The sequence below is a fragment of the Acididesulfobacillus acetoxydans genome (assembly GCF_902729405.1).
Lineage (GTDB): Bacteria > Bacillota > Desulfitobacteriia > Desulfitobacteriales > Desulfitobacteriaceae > Acididesulfobacillus > Acididesulfobacillus acetoxydans.
This window is the reverse complement of record NZ_LR746496.1, coordinates 360,611-382,110: the sequence shown is the minus strand read 5'-3', so window position 1 is coordinate 382,110 and position 21,500 is coordinate 360,611. Positions and strand designations below refer to the sequence as shown.

Genomic DNA, 21,500 nt, shown 5'->3' with positions numbered 1-21,500 from the left:
TCACGGCCTTCCTGTTTTCCCGTTTCCGACTCTTTCTTCCCTGTCTCTGACTTCGGGTTTCTGACTTCTGACTTCTCAAATGGGGGACTGTTATGACCCAGGATTACTTGCGGGTGCGGGGCGCCCGTGCTCATAACTTAAAAAATATCGACGTGGACATTCCCCGCGACAAATTGGTCGTAATTACCGGCCTGTCCGGTTCGGGTAAGTCATCCCTGGCTTTTGACACGATTTATGCCGAGGGGCAAAGGCGTTATGTCGAATCCCTTTCCGCCTATGCCCGTCAATTCCTGGGCCAGATGGATAAACCGGATGTCGATTACATCGAGGGGCTGTCCCCGGCCATTTCCATCGATCAGAAAACCACGAGCAGGAATCCCCGTTCGACCGTGGGCACGGTGACGGAAGTTTACGATTACCTCCGGCTGCTCTATGCTCGGATTGGGCGGCCCCACTGCCCTCGCTGCGGTCGGGAGATCTCCAGGCAGACGGTTCAGCAAATGGTGGACCAAGTCCTGCGCCGGCCGGAGAAAACCCGGCTGCAAATTCTGGCGCCCCTGGTCAAAGGGAAAAAAGGAGAGCACACTAAGATCTTTGAGGAGGTTCGCAAGGCCGGGTACGTGCGGGCCCGGGTCGACGGAGAGACGGTGGACCTTAATGAAGAAGTCAAATTGGATAAAAAGAAGAAGCATTCAATTGAGGTTGTGATAGACCGGATTTCTCTGAAGCCTGACAGCGGCAGCCGCCTGGCCGACTCCCTGGAAACAGCCCTGCGTTTGGCTGAGGGCAACGTGATCGTGGACCTCTTCGGCGGCGATGAACTCCTCTTCAGCGAGAATTTTGCCTGCCCGGATTGCGGGATCGGGCTGGAAGAGCTGAGCCCCCGCCTTTTTTCCTTCAACAGTCCGTTCGGTGCCTGTCCGGCCTGTACTGGCCTGGGGGCCAACCTTGAGGTCGACCTCAACCTTGTCATTCCGGACCGCGGCAAATCTTTAGCGGAAGGTGCGGTAGCTCCCTGGGCCCGTTCTGCTTCGACTTACTATCCCCGTTTGCTGGAGGCGGTAGCGGAAAATCTCGGCTTCGAAATGCGGACCCCTCTGGCCGAACTGAGCGAGGAACAATGGCAAGGGCTTTTGCACGGTACCCAAAGTCCGGTGCGCTTTAATTATTACAACATTTTTGACCAGTACAAGACTTACAACGCTCCGTTTGAAGGGCTGATTCCCTATTTCGAAAGACGTTACAAAGAATCGTCCTCCGATTTTGTTCGCGCGGAAATGGAAGGATACATGAGTGAAAGGCCCTGCCCGGTTTGTCAGGGCAAACGTTTGAAACCGGAGGCTTTGGCGGTTACGGTTGGCGATCTGTCAATCTATGATTTGACACAGCTTCCGGTCAACGAAGCCTTAGCCTTTTTTGAGCGCTTGCGGCTGACGCCCCGGGAGGAGACCATTGCCCATCAGGTGCTGAAAGAGATACGGGAACGGCTGGGTTTTCTCGTCAATGTCGGGCTGGACTACCTGACCTTGGGCCGTGCGGCCGGGACGCTCTCCGGCGGCGAGGCTCAGCGCATCCGTTTGGCGACTCAGATCGGATCCAGTCTGATGGGGGTTCTCTATGTTCTGGATGAACCGAGCATTGGCTTGCATCAGCGGGACAATGCCCGCCTGCTCGCTACTCTGAAAAGGCTGAGGGATTTGGGCAACACGTTGATCGTGGTGGAGCATGACGAAGAGACGATGCTGGCCGCCGACCAAATCATTGACATTGGGCCGGGAGCCGGGGCCCACGGCGGGGAGGTAGTAGCCCAGGGTACCCTGGAAGAAATCAAGCAGCGGGAGGAATCGGTCACAGGGCAATATTTGAGCGGCCGCCGCAAGATTCCGATTCCCGCGGCCAGGCGCCGGCCGAATGGCAAGTGGCTGGAGGTCTTGGGCGCCCGCGAAAACAACCTGAAGAACATCGACGTCCGTATTCCCTTGGGTGTTTTCACCTGTGTAACGGGAGTTTCCGGTTCCGGCAAGAGCACCCTCGTCAACGAACTTATTTTCAAGGGGTTGGCCTCGCGCTTGAACGGCGCCCGGGTTCGCCCGGGAACCATGCGGGAACTGCGCGGACTTGAGCATCTGGAGAAGGTCATTGATATCGATCAATCCCCGATAGGGCGTACACCCCGCTCAAATCCGGCCACCTACACCGGGGTTTTTGACTTTATCCGGGGTCTTTTTGCCCAAACTCCCGAGGCCAAAATGCGCGGTTACCTGCCCGGCCGGTTCAGCTTCAATGTCAAAGGCGGCCGCTGTGAAGCTTGCCACGGCGACGGCATTATCAAGATCGAGATGAATTTCCTTCCGGATGTATACGTTCCTTGCGAGGTTTGCAACGGGCGGCGCTACAGCCGGGAGACGCTGGAAGTCCATTACAAAGGGAAAAATATCGCCCAGGTCCTCGATATGACGGTGGAGGAGGCGGTCGATTTTTTCCGGGCCGTACCGAAAATTGCCCGCAAACTCCAGACCCTGCAGGATGTCGGGCTGGGTTATATCCATCTGGGGCAGCCGGCCACGACTCTTTCCGGGGGCGAGGCCCAGCGGGTGAAGCTGGCGGCCGAGTTAAGCCGCAGGAGTACGGGTAAAACCATCTACATCCTGGACGAACCGACAACCGGTTTGCACGTCGCGGATATCGATCGCCTCCTGCAAGTCCTGCACCGGCTGGTCGACGCCGGGGATACGGTGCTCGTGATTGAGCATAACCTCGACGTGATTAAGACCGCCGATTACCTGATTGATTTGGGCCCGGAAGGGGGAAACAGGGGCGGAGAAGTTCTCATTGCCGGAACCCCGGAAGAGGTCTCGGCCTTCCCGGCTTCCTACACGGGAGAATTTCTCAAACGCAGTTTGGAACGCGGGCAGTGAGGGAGTATGGGGGGCGAACTGCCACAGGGATGATCCGGCAGTAACTATTATTATTGTTACACCCCATTGGGCCGGAGGGCGCCGGGAGTGAAACCCGGCCGGGCGCGGGCGGCGGGAAGCGGTGCGGACGAGAAAGACTAACGGTAAAAGGGGTGTGGAAACTTGGCGATACGGCTGATTGCGCTGGACTTGGATGACACGCTTTTGCGCGACGACCTGACCATTTCGGCAGGGACAGTGGCAACGATTCGCCGGGCGCGGGCTCAGGGGATCATCACCACCATTGCCACCGGCCGAACCCCGGCGGCGATGCGCCGCTATGCGGAACAGCTGGAAATCGACGTCCCGGTCATCACTTTTCATGGGGCCTTAATTCAGCAGGCCCTGAGCGGGGAAGTGCTTTTCAGGCGGGCGCTCGCCGCCGCCTTGGCGCGGAAGCTGGTGGCGGATGTTTTAGAGCTGCACATGCATGTGCAGATTTATTGCCGGGGAAAAATACTGGTTCAGGAAAAAAACGCCTGGTCGCGCGCTTACGAACGGATCTCACAAGTGGAGATTGAAGCGGCGGATCTGTTGGAACTCCTGGACGACCCGGGCGCGAGCGTGGAGAAGATCCTGATCATGGGGGAAGAAGCACGGCTGGATCGATTAACCCCGGAGTTTCAGGCACGCTACGGTGAGAAGGTTCATCTGACGAAGTCCAAACCGTTCTTCCTGGAAATGACCGACGCGTCGGTCAACAAAGGAGCGGCTTTAGCCGCGCTGGCCCAATGTTACGGCATCCGGCAAGAGGAAGTGATGGCCATAGGCGACAGCTTCAATGACCTGGAAATGCTGCGCTACGCCGGCCTGGGTGTAGCCGTGGGGAATGCCCGCCCGGAAATCAGGGAAGCGGCGGATGCCGTCACTTTGAGCAACGAGGAGGACGGAGTGGCCGCGGCCATAGAAAAATACGCGCTGAGGGGGAGCAAGACGTGGATTTGAAAGAACTGCGCCAAAGGGCGCGTGAGAAACTGAAAGGTTGTTGCCGGGTCTGCCCCGAATGCAACGGCCGGGCCTGTGCCGGCGAAATGCCCGGCATGGGCGGAATCGGTACGGGCGCCGCCTTCAGGCATAATGTGGAAGCTTTGGCGGCGGTTCACGTCAACCTGCGCACCTTGCACGGGATCAGGATTGATTCTGTTGATACCCGTCTGAATTTATTCGGACGGGAACTTTCCTGCCCCATCCTGGCGGCTCCCATGACCGGAATGGCTTTCAACGCCGGGGGGGCTTTGACGGAAGAGGAATGGGCCGGGGCCGTGGTGAAGGGCGCCCTGGCGGCGGGAACATTGGCGATGACCGGGGACGGCCCCGATCCGGTCATGTACCGTTCGGGGTTAGCGGAAATCGGGCACAGAGGCGGGCTGGGAATCCCGATCATTAAACCGCGGGCGAATGAAGAGGTTTACAGGTACATAGACCTGGCGCAAGAGGCGGGTGCGGCGGCCGTGGGTATGGATATCGATGCGGCCGGGATTATTCCCATGGCTCGGGCCGGTCAGCCGGTAAGTCCCAAAACTCCCGGGGAATTGCGGGAGATTATCGCGCACAGTGCGCTTCCTTTTATCGTTAAGGGAATTATGACCGTTGACGAAGCGGAGATCGCGGCCGAAGCCGGGGCGGCGGCCATAGTCGTGTCAAATCACGGGGGCCGGGTGCTGGATCACACGCCGGGCAGTGCGGAGGTCCTCACGAAAATCTCGGCCAAGGTGCGCGACCACATGATTGTCCTGGCGGACGGTGGGGTGCGCAGCGGACTCGATGTCCTGAAAATGCTGGCTTTAGGCGCGGACGCGGTTTTGATCGGCCGGCCTCTTCTGATTGGGGCCGCCGGGGCCGGAGAAGAAGGGGTCACCTTGGTGCTGAAGACCTTGGGCAAGGAGCTCAAAGAGGCGATGCTCATGACCGGCTGTGCCGGCTTGTCCGGCATCAAGGCGGATGTCGCCGCCGGCGTCCCCGCCGCGGTACAGTTGGGCTGAGAAACCTGGCACAAGAATTGCAATAAGGCCGGCAAAAGGCTATACTGAAGAGGAACGGGGAACCAAACTAATTATACGGGGAGTTGTCTGCTTGCGCATCTTGCTGGTCTCGCTTAACGCGAAATATGTGCATACGAACTTGGCGCTGCGCTATTTGCGGGAGGAGATTAAATCAGAATTTCCCGATGTTTTTTTAAAGGAGTTTACTATAAACCAGCCTCTCAGCCATATAGCCGCCCGGATCTATGAAGCCAAGGCCGAAGTCGTTGGCTTCTCCTGTTATATTTGGAACATTACCCAGACATTGGCTCTGATCCGGCAGCTGCGGCCGGTCTGTCCCCGGGTTCGATTTGTTTTGGGGGGGCCGGAAGTCAGCTATGAAACGGAGGCACTGCTGGCCGGGCAGCCGGAGATTGATGTGGTGGTGATAGGTGAGGGAGAACGGACGTTTCCCGAGCTTCTCAGAGTGTGGGCTTCTGAAGGGGAAAAAGGGAACCCCGGCAGAGGACCGGAGGAAATCGGGGGAAGCGAGCAAGCCGGGACAAGCCCGGAGCGAGCCGGCGGAAGTCTGGAGCGGGTCGCCGGGATTGCCTGGCGGAGACAGGGTCAAATCGTCATTAACCCCGGCCGCCCGCAGCTTGAGAATCTTGACCTCTTGCCGGATCCGTACGCGACAGAGGAATCGCTGGCGGGGCGTTTGGTCTATGTGGAGACGAGCCGCGGCTGTCCTTTTGCCTGTGCTTACTGCTTATCCTCAGTGACGCGGGGGGTCCGCTATTTATCCCCCGAGCGCTTTCGCGGGATCCTGCGCCATTTGTTGGCGGCGGGAGCCAAGACTGTCAAATTTGTCGATCGAACTTTCAACGCGCGTAAGAAACATGCCATGCATATCCTTGAGATCGTGCGTGAGGAAGCGGCCTTGGCCGGCGGGCCGCCGGGCTTCCGGGTTCACTGTGAGATGGCCGGAGAGCTTTTGGATCAAGAGTGGGTGGAGTACTTGTCGGCTTACCCGGCCGGGCTTCTGCAACTTGAGATAGGCGTTCAATCCACCCATGGACCCACTTTGGAGCTGATTCGCAGGGTACAGAACTTCCGAAATTGGCGCGGGCGTGTCCGGCAGATTCAGGAGGCGGGGATCCCGGTTCACCTGGACCTAATCGCGGGTTTGCCGGGTGAGGACTGGGACCGGTTCGGTCAATCGTTTAACGAGGTCTATGCCTTGGCGCCTGCCATGCTGCAACTCGGTTTTTTGAAACTCCTCAAAGGTTCCGGCCTGCGGCAGCGGAGTGCACAACTGGGTTTGGTTTACTCACCCGATTCTCCCTACACCATCTTGCAGACCGCGTCCCTCAGCCATGACCGGCTTTTGTGGCTTGGGCGCATGGAGAAGCTTCTTAACCCATATTATAATTCAGGCAAGTTTATCTACAGTTTGCGCCAGGCTGAATTGGAGCGAAGTTTTTCTTCACCGTTCGACTTTTACCTGAGGATGGCCGAGTTTTGGCAGGCCCAAGGGTGGTTTGACAGGGAGCTGCACGGGAAAGCCCTTTTCGCCGCGCTCTGGCGGTTTATTGAGTTTTCGCTGGCCCGTTTTGCCGCAAGGGAGGCGGAAAATTGGCGCGACGCCCTGCGCTTGGATTTTTACCTCTGGGAGCGACCGGGAACTCTGCCGGACTTTTTGCAAGTGCCCAAGGGATACCCCACGCCGCCCGGTCCGGAAGAGCGAGCGCGGGAGGGAGGGGGACGCCCGAGAAACCCGGCGGGCGGTGAGGCGCCCAGCCTGAACAAGGTTTTTTCCGATCCGGGATGGCTGGCCAAAATACCCGAAATGGCCGGGATGGATCGCCGGCAGCGGTCGCGGGCCGCCGCGCTGGCCCGCTTCACGGACGACGTGTGGGGCAGGCTGAGCCGGGTTCCCGAGAGGAGGCTTGCTCCGGAAGAAGCGGGGCCGGCGGCGGGGAGCGGGGAAATATGGTATCTGTTTTTCTATGGCGAAGGAAAAAAGACCGCCGTCTACAGGGTGACTTAGCGCGGAATGTCAGCGTGGTACGCTGGGTAACAGCGGCGGGAACCGCTTTAAGCCCTCTTTGGCAGCACAGAGAGCGCGGATCTGCCCGGCTGATGTGCCGATTAAGACAGTGACAAGGCCTTACCCCAGGGCACCCAAAAATCCCGCGGAGTCCCCGAGGAGTATTTAGGAAGGAGAGCCGAGTTGACAAAACAGAATCATCGGCGCCGGGCCATTGGGTGGAGTGCGCGTTTACTTATAATCTTCAGCCTGACCCTCGTCCTGGCGACAGGCTGCTTTCGGGCCCCCCAACGGGGACAGCCCGGCGGGGAGGCCCCCGCCGTCGTGACAGTCTGGCACACCCTGCGCGGGGCGGAAAAAGCCGCGCTCAAAAGTCAGGTGCAAAGGATCATGCAAGAGAATCCGGCCATCATCATTAAACTGAAATACGTTCCGGAACAAAGTTTCGTTACGATGTCTTTCGAAGCGGAGGCGGGCGGGGAAGGTCCGGAAGTGTTTCTGGCGCCGCGTGAGATTCTGTGGCAGCTTTACGCGAAAGGGGAACTGACGCCCGTTGTACAGTATCTTTCCGATGCTTATCCGGCGGAGTTGGCGCAGTTTCGTTTTTACAACCGGCTCTACGCGCAGCCTTGGCTGACGGATGTGCCCCTGCTCTTCTATCGTACGGACAGCGCCGCCGCTCCGGCGAGTCTGACGGATCTCTTTGCCAAAGGCGGGTTAGCCGCGACGATACTCGACACGGAAAGTCTGGCGCCCTGGTGGACTGCGCAGGGAGGAGGGGTGTGGACCCATAATGCGCCCCAACTCAACTCGGCTGCAGACCTGGCCTTTTTGCAGCAACTGCTGGCTTGGCGGGGTGCGGGCCAGTTGCGGGTGGATCCGAATGCCCTGACTCTCTTTGCCGATAAACAGGTTCCATATCTGCTGGGCTGGGCAGGGCAGGCCCCGTCTCTGACCGCCTTGAAAATTCCTTGGCAGGCACTGTCATTAACCGCTTTGTCCGCTGGAAAAGGCCGGGTTTTGCCGGGAACGACGCTGGGCATCGCCAATTCGGCGGTAAAGACGACCGGGGCGATGGTTCAACCCGTCCGGGTCGTGGAGGATGCCCTGCTCAAACCCGAGGTGGAAGCGGCGGTTGCTCAGGCCGGGCAGCTTTTACCCGCCTCCGGCGCTTACTATCTCAGCGGGGCCGGCCGACAGGGGATAGGCCCTCCGGTCAGTCAATCTTTACAGGATATCTGGCCCCTGGCGGGGGATGCCCCGGAGCGGAAGCTGCTGCCGGCGGAGGATGCGGCTTGGGCTCAAGCCGCGTCCGGAGCACTGAGTCCGCAGGATGCTTTGAACAGGGCCCAGACGGAGGCCGTCAAGGCCGTCGGAAACGCGGGGGGGTGAGGATTTTGGAACAGGCGGAACTGCAGCTCATCGTGATCACCGGCCTGTCCGGGGCGGGACGCACCCAAGCGATGCAGAGCCTGGAAGACCAAGGGTTTTTCTGTGTGGACAATTTGCCGCCCATGTTCATTGTTAAGTTTGCCGCTCTTTGTGCCCAGTCACAGGGGAAAATATCGAAAGCCGCCATTGTTTGTGATCTGCGGGGCGGGGACTTTTTCGCTTCTCTCAGCGAAGCCCTGCAAAACTTGAAACAGGAAGGGTTTTCTTACGAGATCCTTTTCCTGGAGGCCTCGGACGAAGCGCTGGTGCGGAGGTACAAGGAGTCGCGGCGGCGGCATCCCTTGTCTCCCCAAGGCAGGATTTTGGACGGCATTCAAGCCGAACGCCTGCAGCTCGAGGAACTCCGGAGTAAAGCCCACAAGATTATCGACACGAGCAGCCTTTCCGCTCAGGCTCTGCGCAAACAGGTGGCCGAGCTTTTCGGCAAAAAGCAAGGCCCGGGCCAAATGACCGTTTCCGTGATAACTTTCGGGTTCAAGTACGGTGTACCGTTGGACGCGGATCTGCTGATCGATGTACGCTTTCTGCCCAATCCCTATTATGTCAGCGACTTGCGCCCTTTGACCGGATCGCACCCCTTGGTGCGGGATTATGTGTTCGGCAACCCGATTGCCCGGGAGTTCATGCAGCGTTATTTAGCTCTGCTGGAATTTATGCTGCCGCATTACCTCAATGAAGGAAAGACCCACTTGGTGATAGGCGTCGGCTGTACCGGCGGCCAGCATCGTTCAGTGGCAATCGGCGAGCGGGTTAGGGACTTTTTACAGGAACAAGGGTACCCGGTGAGTGTTAAGCACCGGGACTGTGAACGTAACCGAAAGGGTTGAGAGACGCGATGGCTAAGCGGATTAAACTGCCAAGCTTTGTCAAATGGCTCTATCCCAATCTGAAAGTAAAACGCTGGTTTCTTTTGGCGACCTTGGGCATCTTTCTCTTTGCCACAGGGTTTGCCGTCATGAACGATGGCATTGCTCTGGGCTACTTGGAGCTGGAATTCAGGGAGGCAGTCTACCGAGTGACGGGCAGCACCCAACGGGTGGCCGTGCCCGTAGGCGTCCTAATCAGTGCCCTGGGAATTGTGGCTATTGTTGTAGGTTTCAAACGCATGCTCAATTCCATTATTTCTGTCCTTTTACCCTCTGACGAAGGCAGGATTGTGGACGTCATCTACACCAGGCAGCATCTCAGCCGCGGGCCGAAGATCGTGGTTATCGGGGGAGGAACGGGACTGTCCGCCTTGTTGCGGGGTTTGAAAGAATATACCAATAATTTGACCGCCATCGTAACGGTGGCGGATGACGGCGGCAGCTCCGGTAAACTGCGCCACGAAATGGGAATTTTGCCTCCCGGGGATGTGCGCAATTGCCTGGTCGCGCTGGCCGACACGGAAAACACCATGGAAAAACTCTTTTCCTACCGGTTTGAAACGGGTACTCTTAAGGGCCACAGCCTGGGCAATCTGCTTCTGGCCGGGCTCACGGACATGGCCGGAGATTTTCAGAAAGGAATCGAGCAGGTGGGCAGTGTTTTTGCCCTCAGAGGCGACGTTTATCCTTCCACCTTGGATCAGGTCGTCCTGGTTGCGGACTTAGCCGACGGGCGCCGGGTCCGGGGGGAAACGGCGGTGCGCGCCGCCCGGGGGCAAATCCGGCACGTTCATGTGGAACCCGGGGATTGCCATCCCATCCCGGAAGCTTTAGCGGCGCTGGAGGACGCGGATTTGATCGTGCTGGGACCTGGCAGCCTCTACACCAGCGTGCTGCCCAATCTCTTGGTCAAGGGACTGAGGGAAAAGATCCGCTCGGTCAGCGCTCCCTGTGTTTACGTCTGCAACGTTATGACCGAGCCGGGAGAGACGGACGGTTACGGGGTGGCCGACCATCTCAAAGCGATTTTGGATCACTGCGGCCCGGGGTTTGTGGACGTGGTTCTGGCCAATAAGGAAGAGATTCCGGAGGAGGTGCGGGTCCGCTATGCCAAGGAAGGCTCCGAGCCCGTGCGGGGAGAAGCCAAAGCCGTCGAACGGCTGGGGGCCAAATTCCACGAAGCCGACCTTGTTCAGACAGGCCCGGCTGTGCGTCACGATTCGCGGCGCTTGGCCCGTGAACTCATTCGTCTTCTGTTCAAGCTCAAGCCCGTGGGAGAACGTATTGCCCTGGTCGATGCCTACCTTCTGAGTCACAAATTGCGCCAGGAGCCGTAAAGGGATGGGCATAGCGCGGGGGGTGAGACAATGTCTTTCAGTGCGACGACGAAAGAAGAATTGGCGCGCGTAACGGAACACAGTCCCAGCGCTGAGCTGGCGGAATTGGCCGCGCTGGTGAGAATGGACGGTACTTTGCAAATCAGTTCCCACCGGGAGTACGCTCTTAACGTAACGACCGAGAATGCGGCGGTGGCGCGGAAAGTCTATCGCCTGGCTAAGAATGTGTTGGGCGGCCAGGTGGATATAGTGGTCAGACGCAAACTTCGCCTGCGCAAAAACAACTCTTACCTGGTCAGGATCTATCCGCGGGGTGTCGAGGATTTACAGCGTTTGGGCTTATTGGACGAAGACGCCCTCATCCAACCGGGAATCTGCGGGAGCCTGGTCAGACGCCGCGGCGACCAAAAAGCCTATCTCCGGGGCGCATTTTTGGCGGGCGGGTCGATCAATAATCCGGAAGGAACTTACCACCTGGAGATCATTACTAACGACCTGGGGCATGCCCAAGCGCTTTGCGGGCTTATCAACAAATTTCGGTTGGGGGCCAAGGTGAGCGCGCGTAAAAACTGGCACGTTGTCTATATTAAAGAGAGCGAACACATCGTCGGATTCTTGGCTTTAGTCGGGGCCCATCATGCGTTGCTGGAATTCGAGAATGTTCGGGTGTTCAAAGAGATGCGTAACCAGGTTAACCGGCTGGTAAATTGTGAGACGGCCAATCTCAACAAAACGGTGGACGCGGCGGTCAGGCAGGTGGATAATATCCGGCTGGTAGCCGATACGGTCGGCTTCACTTCCCTGCCTGAGGCCTTGCGGCAGGTTGCCCAGGCGAGGTTGGAGTACCCGGACGCCAGCCTGAAAGAACTGGGAGAGATGCTCAGGCCGCAAGTGGGTAAATCCGGGGTAAACCACCGCTTGCGTAAGATCGACGAACTGGCCGAAAGCATCCGGCTGAAGGGGTACCCGGGAAAAACAGGGACTGGGAGAAACCGCTCAGGAAGGGGGTAGGAAGGCGTGCGCTTGGGATACGGTCTTAATCTGGAGCAGACCCAAAAACTTGTTATGACTCCGGAACTGCGGCAGGCTATCGCCATACTGCAGTTGTCGGCCTTGGAACTCTCCACCTTTGTGGATGACCAACTGCTGGAAAACCCTTTGCTGGAGGTTCAAGACGATTCCGTGAGCGATGAGCGGGAGGAAACTCCGGAAAATACGGATTCGAGGCTCGAGGTTGAATGGCAGGATTATTTTCGGGGACAGGACGAAGGATATATCCACTCCGAACGACCGGCGGAACGGGCGGAAAAGTCCCAGTTCGAACCGTTCGTAGCGGCGGCTCCCACGCTGCAGGAACATCTCCTCCTCCAACTGCACGTGCAAAAGTCGGCGGCCTCTTTGCCCCTGGCGGAATATATCATCGGGAATTTGGACAACAATGGCTACCTGACCCTCAGTACGCAGGAGATTGCCCGAGAGCGGGGGGCCGCTCCGGCCGAGGTCGAAAGCGCTCTGCAGGTTGTCCAAAGTTTAGATCCCCCGGGAGTCGGCGCTCGCTCGCTGCGGGAGTGCCTGCTCTTGCAGCTGCCGTTTCTGAATGACTGCCCGCCGGAAATGCCGAAGTTTTTGGAACATCTGGAGGATTTGGCCGCGGGGCGGATGCAGAGAATTGCCGCGGACCTGGGGATAAGTTTAGCCGGGGTGCAGGAACTGGCGGATCTTGTCCGCCGTCTCGATCCGAAACCGGGATTGAGGTTTTCCACGGCGGGAGATGTGCGCTTTGTCGTACCGGATGTGGTGGTCGAAGAAATCGAAGGGGAATACATTATATTGGTCAACGATATCTCTGTTCCCCGTCTGGGCATTAATCAGGTTTATCGCAGAGCCCTGAATCAGGAAGACGGCGAAGTGCGCAAATTTGTAGAGCAGAAACTGAATGCGGCGGCCTGGTTGATTCGCAGTATCGAACAAAGGCGGCTGACCCTGTACAAGGTGGCCAACGCGGTGGTCAAACGTCAGGAGGAGTTCCTGCGCCACGGTATCCAACATCTCAGGCCCCTGACCTTAAAAGATATTGCCGACGAGGTGGGAGTTCATGAATCAACGGTCAGCCGCGCTACGGCCAACAAATATGTGCAGACGCCCAGGGGGATCTTTGAGTTTAAATTCTTTTTTGCCACGGGTATCGGGCACGAACAGAGTCTGACGACGGAAAGCATCAAGCGGACCTTGCGTACTTTGATCCTGGGTGAGGACAGTAAAGAACCCTATTCGGACCAGAAGCTGGCTGATCTCCTGACCGAGCGGGGAATGAAAATATCCCGGCGCACGGTGGCCAAATATCGCGACGGGATGCACATTCCGGCCGCTTCGGCCAGAAGGCGGTATTGACTGTCCCAGCGTGTGCGGGTACGGGATTTTGACGGGGTGGTCGGGGATTGTTTGGAGATTGTTTGGAGATTGTTGGGGATTGTTGGGGGCGGAAGGAGTTATCAGACTGTCTGGGGGTGAGAAAGTTGAGTGCCATACGAATGACGGGATATGACAGGGCTCTGTTGGAATTGCGGACGAAGAGCGGAGAACTGGCTGTCGCCGTCCAGGGATTGTTGCGGCGGGCAGTTGAGGTCGTGCGCAGCGGCAGCGGGGAGCCGGTTGATTGGCGGACTGCCGACGACCGCGTTGACCGGCTGAGAGACGCTATCGTGGAGCGTTGTTTTACTATCATGAGCCTGCAGCAGCTGAGAACTCAGGATTTACGCTGGATCCTGGGCTACCAGCGCATTGCTCAGGAATTGGAAAGGATTGCGGATTATGCCTGTGACTTGGCGGAACTGAGCTGCCTGCACCCGGAAGGGGTTTGGCCGGAAAGTATTTTGGCGATGGTTCGGGATTTGCTCGGCATGTTTGAATATCTCGTGCCGGTCCTGCTGGGAGAGCGTGAAATCGACAGGGACCTGGATGAGCAGGACGACGCGTTAGACCGGACCTACAACGAATTGCAGCAGGAGATTTTGGCAGCCGGGCGGCAGAGGCCGGGCGACGGGTCCCTCGCTTTTTCTCTGATCTTGGCCCGGACGATGGAGCGCATGGGGGACCACGCGGTTAACGTGGCGGAGATGCTGGTCTATATCAAGACCGGACAAAGGCGGCTGACTCAGAGAGAGCGGACCCCGGGTCAGAGTGACAAGGGCCGGGCCGGCGGGGAATGAGAGCCGCGCCGAACCTTCTGTGCCGGCGACAAGACAGCCCGGATTCCGGGAGTTGGGAAGCGGCGGGATCCGCCGCTGTCGTCGGGGCGAACGGGAACGAAGACTTATTTGGGGCGGGTGGGGCAGGATTTTCGGGACGAAAGGAGGCGCGGGAGTGACGTTTATCGGACCGCTGCTCATGTTCTTGGGTGGGCTGGGGCTTTTCATGTACGGTGTACAGACGACCTCCGACGGATTGCAAAAATTTGCGGCCGGCCGCATGAAGAAGATCCTGGGCTTTATGACTAAACATACTTATTTGGAAGTCTTTTTCGGCATCGCGGCTACGGTGGCTTTCCAAAGCAGCACGGCGACCACGGTGCTGGTCGTCGAGTTTGTCAATGCCGGCATGATGAATCTGGCGCAGGCCTTGGGGATGGTGCTCAGCTCCGCGGTCGGTACCTCCGTAGCCCTTCAGCTTCTCGCTTTCAAGATCTTAAATATTGCCCTGGCCCTTATTTTCATCGGTGTTGTTCTCCAATTGACCGGCAAGCGCTGGCGCCATTTGGGACAGGCCTTGATCGGTTTTGGGGTTATTTATGTGGGTATGGCCAATATGTCCGCAGCCTCGGCTCCTCTCTTGGGTTTCCCGCAAGTGTCCAACCTTTTGGTTCAATTAGCGGCCTATCCTCTTTTGGCGATGCTGGTCGCCCTCGTGCTCAATGTTTTGATCCAGGGCAGCGCAGCGGTCCTGGCCATCATGATGTCCATGGCGGCCCATCACCTCTTGCCCTTTGCGGCGGTTGTACCGCTGGTCCTGGGCGCCCATGCCGGCGGCACGATTTTAACGCTCCTGTCCGGCCTTACCACGCAAAAGATGGATGCGAAACGCGTGGCCGTTGCCAATACGGCTTACAAGATCGTCGGCATCATTATAGTCTTTCCTTTTTTGCCGCAGTTTGACCGCTTGGTGCAGTGGACGACCACGGATGTGCAGCGTCAGGTGGCCAATGCCTATTTGATTTTTGCGCTCTTTATGCTCGTCGTTTTTTTACCTTTCAACGGTTGGATTGCCAAAGCTCTCGTCCGCTTCCTGCCGGGCAGAAACAGAGGGGTCCCCAGCCGGGAATTTGCTTTTATCGACGAAGCCTCGCTTGAATTGCCGGCGGTGGCCATTAAACAGTCTCTGCAAGAAGTCGCGGGTTTGGGGGAGCGCATCAGGGAAAAGATGCTGGACAAGCTGCCCCAGGCTTTTTTGGCGGGGAATGACGAACCGGCCAATCACATCGGGCGTTTTGAGATCGATGTGGACTGGTATTACCGGCACATCACCCGTTTTTTGACGACCGTCTCCCAGAAAGGACTGGCGGATGAACAGACCGAGCAAATCGTAAATGCGCAAATCATTGTCAAAGAGTTCGAATATCTTGGGGATACGCTGATGGCCTTGGTCCAGCAGATCCACAAGATTCACCGTGAGGGCATAGATCTCAAGCAAAGGGATTGGGAAAGCATTGCCCCCCTCTACGCCAAGGTTGCGGCCAATTTTGCCCGTCTGCTGGAAGCGCTGCGCGCTTGGGATGAGGACAAGGCCGGGGCTGTCATTCGGGAGCACCCGGATATTCTTCGTTTGCAACGCTCCATACAGTTCAGCGCCTTGGCCGGTCTGCCTGCACCCGGACCGGAAACCGTCGGAGCCAAGGAATTGGAGAAATTGCGCTATTTCCTGGTGGATGCCGTAAACCTGTTTTATAATGTTGACGAACACGTAGTCAATATCGCCCAGGTGATCATGGGGATCGCCTGAACCCGGCCGGTAACTGGTCGGGGGTTAAAAACTTCCGGTAAATTTCGGGTTCCTTGGCTGCACGGCAAGCTTATCGCGAGTCGGAGCTCGGCACTCGGTGGCTTTGCCGCAGAGCCCGCGGGCGCGGATTCTTCTCAACGCGGACGCTTCGCGCCGCCGACCCGGCGGCCGTTTTTGGGCTCTGTCGTCAACACGTTTGCGGCAGGGGGAACTACCCCGAATAACTACCCTGCCGTGCGCAAAGCGACGGCAGCGGGGCGGCCGCAGGGGCGATAAGGAAGAGGCCGGATGATGAGCGGCTGATGACGGGGCCGGGGAAGAGAGGGCAAGGCTGGGGGCGGAGGGTGAGACGCTCCCTGGTGATGACACGGTAAGGAAGAGACAGGATGAAGACCGGGAGGAGGACGGGAAATGGAAAGAGGCTATATTTTGGCCCTGGACCAGGGGACGACGAGTTCGCGGGCTATCTTGTTTGACCGGAACAGCCGGATCGCCGGCATGGTCCAAAAAGAATTAAGGCAGTATTTTCCCCAACCCGGCTGGGTTGAGCAGGATGCCGAAGAAATTTGGCAGAGCCAGCTTGAAGTGGCGCGTGCGGTTATGAGGCAGACAGGGGTGTCGGCGGAAAACCTGGCGGCCATAGGGATCACGAATCAACGGGAGACAACCGTCATCTGGGAAAAACGGACGGGCAAGCCGATCTCGAAAGCGATCGTTTGGCAGTGCCGGCGCACGGCGCCCTTGGTGGCCGGGCTGAAAGAGCAGGGGCTCGATGGGATGATCCGGGCCAAGACCGGCCTGCTCCTCGACGCTTACTTTTCGGGAACGAAGATTCAATGGCTGCTTGATCACGTGGCAGGGGCGAGGGCTAAAGCCGAGCGGGGAGACCTCCTTTTCGGTACGATTGACAGTTGGCTCATCTGGAACCTGACCGGCGGGCGCCTTCATGCCACTGACTATTCCAATGCTTCCCGCACCCTTTTGTTCAATATCCATACCTTAAGCTGGGACCCGGAACTCCTGTCGGTTTTCAATATCCCGCCTTCCCTTCTGCCTGAGGTGAGACCTTCCGGCGGCAGTTTCGGGGAAACGCTGCCGGAGCTGCTGGGCGGGGCCGTCCCCCTGGCCGGAGCAGCCGGCGACCAACAGGCGGCTCTCTTCGGTCAGGCGTGTTTTCGGCCGGGCATGGCCAAAAACACTTATGGCACCGGTTGCTTTATGCTTATGAACACGGGTGCGAAAGCGGTGGCCTCGGAGAAAGGGCTGGTCACGACCATCGCTTGGGGCCTGGACAAAAGAGTGGAGTACGCCTTGGAAGGCAGCGTTTTTGTGGCCGGGGCAGCCCTGCAGTGGCTGCGGGACGGGCTGGGAATTCTGGAGAGCGCCGCCGAGTCGGAAAGCAGAGCGGCGCAAGTGGAGGATTCCGGCGGGGTGTATTTCGTGCCGGCGTTTGTAGGTTTGGGAGCTCCGTATTGGGATATGGAGGCCCGGGGGGCGATTCTGGGCCTGACCCGAGGGACGGGGAGGGCGCAGATTATTAGGGCCGCCTTGGAAAGTCTGGCTTTTCAGACCAGGGACGTGCTGGAGGCGATGGAAGGGGATGCCTCTTTGAAACTCAGGGCTCTGCGGGTGGACGGCGGGGCTTCTGCCAACAATTTTCTCATGCAGTTTCAGGCGGATATCCTGGGGACCCGCGTGGAAAGGCCGGCCATCACCGAAACCACGGCTTTGGGCGCGGCTTATCTGGCCGGACTGGCGGTGGGTTTCTGGAGCGGAACAAAGGAACTCGAAAAGAATTGGCTTCTTCAGCAAAGCTTTCAGCCACGCATGCCGGAAATGGTACGCAACCGTCTCTATGAGGGGTGGCAGGAGGCCGTCGGGCGGGTGCTCAGTGCCAAGCCGCTTTCCCGCACCTGAGGTCGTCGGGGTTTCAGCGGCGTGCGGCGGACGGTTACGTTAAAGTACGGGGCTGACCGCAGAGAACAAAAAAACGGAGACCGGTTCAGCGGCGAACTAAGTGAGAAGCGTAGCACTGACGGCAGAGCCGTTTTGATCGTCGGTGTCCGGCGCATGGTTGAGTGAGAGGTGCGGGTCTGGCAGAGGATGCGAGCCGGGAAAAGAGGAAATATAAAACGGATCGAGAACCCGGGTGAACAGGCGGAGGGGGGATAGGTGTGGCCGTCGACGCAGGTACCAAGGTAAATAGCGATATAAATCAAGGGAGCTGCCGGGCTTGTCCCCGGGAGTGCGGTAAAGATCGGACTCGGGGGGAGAAAGGTGTCTGCGGCGCTGCGGCCCGGGCGAAGGTGGCACGGGCCTCCCTGCATGCCTGGGAAGAGCCGTGTGTCTCCGGCAGCCGCGGTTCGGGAACGGTGTTTTTCTCGCATTGCAACCTGAGCTGTGTCTTTTGCCAGAATTACGAGATCAGCCAGGAAGGATTCGGCCGGGAAGTTACGGTCGGGGAACTGGCAGAGATTTTCCTGAATCTGCAAGCCCAAGGGGCTCACAATATTAACCTGGTGAGCCCGATGCACTATCCGGAGCCGGTCAGGGAAGCCCTAATCCGTGCCGGGGATCGAGGACTGCGGGTTCCGGTCATTTACAATACAAATGCTTATGAAAAAGCGGAAACCCTGCGCCGGCTGGAGGGGTTGGTAGATGTTTATCTGCCGGATCTCAAGTATTTTTCCGATGAGTACGCGCGCAGGTATTCGCGGGCGGAGGGATATTTTGCCTGGGCGTCCCAAGCTATTTTGGAGATGCTGCGCCAGGTGGGGGCACCTCGTTTTGATGAAGACGGATTGATTGAACGGGGGCTCCTGGTCAGGCATCTGGTACTTCCCGGACTCCTGGCCGATTCCAAGGCGGTTCTGCGTTGGATCGCGGAGAAGCTGCCCCGGGATGTCTACGTGAGCCTTATGGGTCAATATACACCGGTTTATCAAGCCTCGCGCTGCCCCGAACTCGCCCGTCCTCTGACGGAGGAAGAGTATGATGAAGCGATTGATTTCTTTTTCAGTCTCGGACTGGAAAACGGATTCGCCCAGGAATTGGACTCCGGTGATCCGGCTTACATTCCGGAGTTTGACCTAAGCGGCGTACGGACTGATCAATTTTCGGACTAGCCCCCCGGACCGCGTTACGGGCACTGTCATAGAATACAAACCGGCAGAGAAGCCCCACGGAAGTTCAAGGAAGCTCGTTTATGCTCATGCATTCGAACCACTTGGATCGAACATCGAACTCCCATGTTCGGGATGGACAATCGGAAAAAAGTCGGGTATAGTGTGGTTGTGCGTTGGTGTTCAGATGTGTCGGATGGTTGTTCGGGTCCTGTTCAATTAGCGTTCGATCACCGTTTGATCGCCGTTTGATTACGATTTGATCCGTTCATACCGTTCAATTTGCCTCAGTGTCCCCAGGCCGGAGTGGCATCGGTTTTACCGCGGGGAATAAGCGGCCGGAAAAGAGGAAAACTAAGGAATCAGGGAATGGAGGGTCGGAAAGAGTTATGAAGAAAATGAGTGTCAAGGATGTGGATGTGAGAGACAAACGCGTATTGGTGCGGGTGGATTTTAACGTCCCTTTGTCCGAGGGAGGCCAAATTACGGATGATACGAGGATCCGGGCGGCCCTGCCCACCGTACAATACCTGGAGCGGGAGGGGGCCAAAGTTATCCTGGCTTCGCACTTCGGCCGCCCCAAAGGGCAGCGCAACTTAAAATACTCCCTTAAGCCGGTGGCTGAGCGTCTGGCAGAACTGTTGGGGCATCCCGTTCCCCTGGCGGCGGACTGCGTCGGGGATGAGGTGCGGGACGCGGTGGCCAAGCTGCAGCCCGGTGAGGTTCTTTTATTGGAAAACGTCCGTTTCCACCCTGAAGAGGAGAGAAACGATCCTGCGTTCGCCCGGGAATTGGCAAGCCTGGCAGATCTCTACGTCAATGACGCTTTTGGAACCGCCCACAGAGCCCACGCCTCCACGGAAGGGGTTGCTCATTACATACCTGCGGTCGCAGGTTTTCTCATGCAAAAAGAGGTTGAAGTCATGGGGAAAGCTCTGGAGGCGCCGGAACACCCCTTTATGGCTATTATCGGCGGGGCGAAAGTCAGTGACAAGATCGGCGTGATTGAGAACCTCCTGGCAAAGGTCGACGTGTTGCTCATCGGCGGGGGGATGGCCAACACTTTCCTGCGGGCCCAAGGGTATTCTGTGGGGAAATCCTTGTTAGAAGAAGACAAAGTCCCTCTGGCGCAGGATCTGATGGCCAAGGCTAAGGCCAAAGGGGTGAGTCTTGAACTGCCCACAGATGTCGTGGTGGCCCCCGGGCTCGGGGAAGGAGTGACTCCGACTCCGCGGGCGGTAGCCGTCAGCGACATCCCGGCGGAGGAGATGGCCTTGGACATCGGACCGGCGAGTGCGGAGAGATTCGCCTCCCGGGTGGCGCCAGCGAGAACAATTGTCTGGAACGGTCCTCTTGGGGTATTCGAAAATCCCGCCTTTGCCAAGGGGACTGAGCGAATGGCCCAGGCGGTTGCGGAGAGTCCGGCCCTGAGTATCGTGGGTGGAGGAGATTCGGTCGCTGCCGTGCGAAGAATGGGCGTAGCCGATCGGATCACGCATATCTCTACCGGGGGCGGGGCTTCCCTGGAATTTCTGGAAGGGAAGACCCTGCCGGGTGTCGCCGCTCTGAAGGACCGGGCTTAAGCCGGCGGTCGTAAGCCGGACAGACGGCTGGGAGGCCATCCGTAAGCAAGCCGGCCCAAGGCCGCCCAATAGGGGAGACGGTCCGCGGGAGGCGGCCTGAAGGGGCTTGCCCGGGGCAGCCCGCATGAGCGTGAGACGGACAAACGATACAGAACACATTCGGAGGTCTGCCCGGGGCAGCCCGGGTGAGCGAGACGGCACGAGGGGTCTGCGGCAGGGAGGCTTTGATCGAGGCAGTACGAAGGGACCGATACGCTGCGGTTGCGAGTGCCGGCGGGGATGAGAGAATTGGAAAGGAGTGACGGACTATGCCGGAGAGACGGCAAATCATCGCTGGGAATTGGAAGATGCATAAAACCGTCGCGGAAGCCAGCTATTACGCGGTAGAGTTGTTGGAACGGGTGGGAGCGGTTGGCAGCCCGGAGATCGTGGTGTGCGCCCCTTTTACCGCTCTGGCCGCGCTTAAGGACGAGCTGGAAGAGAGCGTGGTTCATTTGGGGGCCCAAAACATGTCCTGGGCCGCGGAGGGTGCTTATACGGGAGAGATTTCGGCGCGCATGCTCAAAGAACTCGCCTGCACGTACGTGATTTTGGGGCATTCCGAACGCCGGGAGCTCATGCACGAGACGGACGAAGAGATTGCGCGCAAAGTGAAAGCCGCTCTCGAGGCGGAGCTCACCCCGATCCTCTGTGTGGGGGAAAACCTGCGCCAGCGTGAGGAAGGCAGGGCTTCCGACGTCGTGCGCGGTCAGGTGGAGCAGGATCTGGCGGGTTTGGGCGAAGAAGAACTGCGGCGGATCGTGATAGCCTATGAGCCCATCTGGGCTATCGGGACCGGGAAAACGGCCTCGAGCCAAGACGCCCAGGAGATGTGTGCGGACATTCGTTGGACCGTGGCTCAAATGAGCGGCTCGGCAGCCTCCGGCATGTCCATCCTGTACGGCGGAAGTGTCAAACCGGAAAACATCGCGGAGCTGATGCGGAAGCCGGACATAGACGGGGCCTTGGTCGGCGGGGCCAGTCTCGACCCCGCGGGTTTTGCGACCTTGGTAGAAAACGCCTGACAGAGCAAGACAGGCACTTGAGAAAGACAAGCTTCGCTTAGACAGCTTAGGCTGAAGGACTTAGACAAGATACTCAGATACACAAATTGAGGCAGAACGGAAATCCGGAGGTG

Annotated in this window: 15 protein-coding genes; all 15 read left to right on the top strand. The window is 58.3% G+C overall.

What is annotated here, in order from left to right; genetic code table 11:
* The first annotated feature begins 92 nt into the window (after nucleotides 1–92).
* Nucleotides 93–2,918 (top strand): excinuclease ABC subunit UvrA, encoded by a 2,826-nt coding sequence (gene uvrA, locus MNU25_RS01535; RefSeq protein WP_240983473.1) that lies wholly within the window; start codon nucleotides 93–95, stop codon nucleotides 2,916–2,918.
* A 162-nt stretch (nucleotides 2,919–3,080) separates the two neighbouring features.
* On the top strand, nucleotides 3,081–3,902 hold the full coding sequence (locus MNU25_RS01530; protein WP_240983472.1) for a Cof-type HAD-IIB family hydrolase: 822 nt from the start codon (nucleotides 3,081–3,083) through the stop codon (nucleotides 3,900–3,902).
* Complete coding sequence (locus MNU25_RS01525; protein ID WP_240983471.1) at nucleotides 3,893–4,939, top strand: alpha-hydroxy-acid oxidizing protein; 1,047 nt, start codon at nucleotides 3,893–3,895, stop codon at nucleotides 4,937–4,939. The genes MNU25_RS01530 and MNU25_RS01525 overlap by 10 nt, the downstream gene beginning before the upstream one ends.
* Nucleotides 4,940–5,030: 91 nt before the next feature.
* Nucleotides 5,031–6,968, top strand: a complete 1,938-nt coding sequence (locus MNU25_RS01520; protein WP_240983470.1) for a B12-binding domain-containing radical SAM protein — start codon at nucleotides 5,031–5,033, stop codon at nucleotides 6,966–6,968.
* 183 nt (nucleotides 6,969–7,151) lie between these two features.
* Nucleotides 7,152–8,360, top strand: coding sequence for a type 2 periplasmic-binding domain-containing protein (locus tag MNU25_RS01515; protein ID WP_240983469.1), 1,209 nt, complete (start codon nucleotides 7,152–7,154; stop codon nucleotides 8,358–8,360).
* Nucleotides 8,361–8,365: 5 nt separating this feature from the next.
* Nucleotides 8,366–9,247: an RNase adapter RapZ gene (rapZ, locus tag MNU25_RS01510; RefSeq protein WP_240983468.1), complete on the top strand. Its 882-nt coding sequence runs from the start codon at nucleotides 8,366–8,368 to the stop codon at nucleotides 9,245–9,247.
* Nucleotides 9,248–9,255: 8 nt separating this feature from the next.
* A complete protein-coding gene (locus MNU25_RS01505; protein WP_240983467.1) occupies nucleotides 9,256–10,623 on the top strand; it encodes a gluconeogenesis factor YvcK family protein in 1,368 nt (455 codons plus the stop codon).
* A gap of 30 nt (nucleotides 10,624–10,653) precedes the next feature.
* On the top strand, nucleotides 10,654–11,634 hold the full coding sequence (gene whiA / locus MNU25_RS01500; protein ID WP_240983466.1) for a DNA-binding protein WhiA: 981 nt from the start codon (nucleotides 10,654–10,656) through the stop codon (nucleotides 11,632–11,634).
* A 6-nt stretch (nucleotides 11,635–11,640) separates the two neighbouring features.
* Nucleotides 11,641–13,014 carry an RNA polymerase factor sigma-54 gene (rpoN, locus tag MNU25_RS01495; protein WP_240983465.1) on the top strand — a complete coding sequence of 458 codons (1,374 nt, stop codon included), beginning with the start codon at nucleotides 11,641–11,643 and terminating at the stop codon, nucleotides 13,012–13,014.
* A 47-nt stretch (nucleotides 13,015–13,061) separates the two neighbouring features.
* Complete coding sequence (locus MNU25_RS01490) at nucleotides 13,062–13,832, top strand: phosphate signaling complex PhoU family protein (RefSeq protein WP_240983464.1); 771 nt, start codon at nucleotides 13,062–13,064, stop codon at nucleotides 13,830–13,832.
* 154 nt (nucleotides 13,833–13,986) lie between these two features.
* The gene (locus MNU25_RS01485; RefSeq protein ID WP_240983463.1) at nucleotides 13,987–15,618 is read left to right on the top strand and encodes a Na/Pi cotransporter family protein; all 1,632 of its coding nucleotides are present in this window, start codon (nucleotides 13,987–13,989) and stop codon (nucleotides 15,616–15,618) included.
* Nucleotides 15,619–16,029: 411 nt separating this feature from the next.
* Nucleotides 16,030–17,535, top strand: a complete 1,506-nt coding sequence (glpK, locus tag MNU25_RS01480) for a glycerol kinase GlpK (RefSeq protein ID WP_240983462.1) — start codon at nucleotides 16,030–16,032, stop codon at nucleotides 17,533–17,535.
* Nucleotides 17,536–17,792: 257 nt separating this feature from the next.
* Nucleotides 17,793–18,743 carry a radical SAM protein gene (locus MNU25_RS01475; protein ID WP_240983461.1) on the top strand — a complete coding sequence of 317 codons (951 nt, stop codon included), beginning with the start codon at nucleotides 17,793–17,795 and terminating at the stop codon, nucleotides 18,741–18,743.
* Between the two features lie 386 nt (nucleotides 18,744–19,129).
* Complete coding sequence (locus tag MNU25_RS01470; RefSeq protein ID WP_240983460.1) at nucleotides 19,130–20,323, top strand: phosphoglycerate kinase; 1,194 nt, start codon at nucleotides 19,130–19,132, stop codon at nucleotides 20,321–20,323.
* Nucleotides 20,324–20,631: 308 nt separating this feature from the next.
* Complete coding sequence (gene tpiA, locus MNU25_RS01465; RefSeq protein ID WP_240983459.1) at nucleotides 20,632–21,387, top strand: triose-phosphate isomerase; 756 nt, start codon at nucleotides 20,632–20,634, stop codon at nucleotides 21,385–21,387.
* The last annotated feature ends 113 nt before the right edge of the window (nucleotides 21,388–21,500 follow it).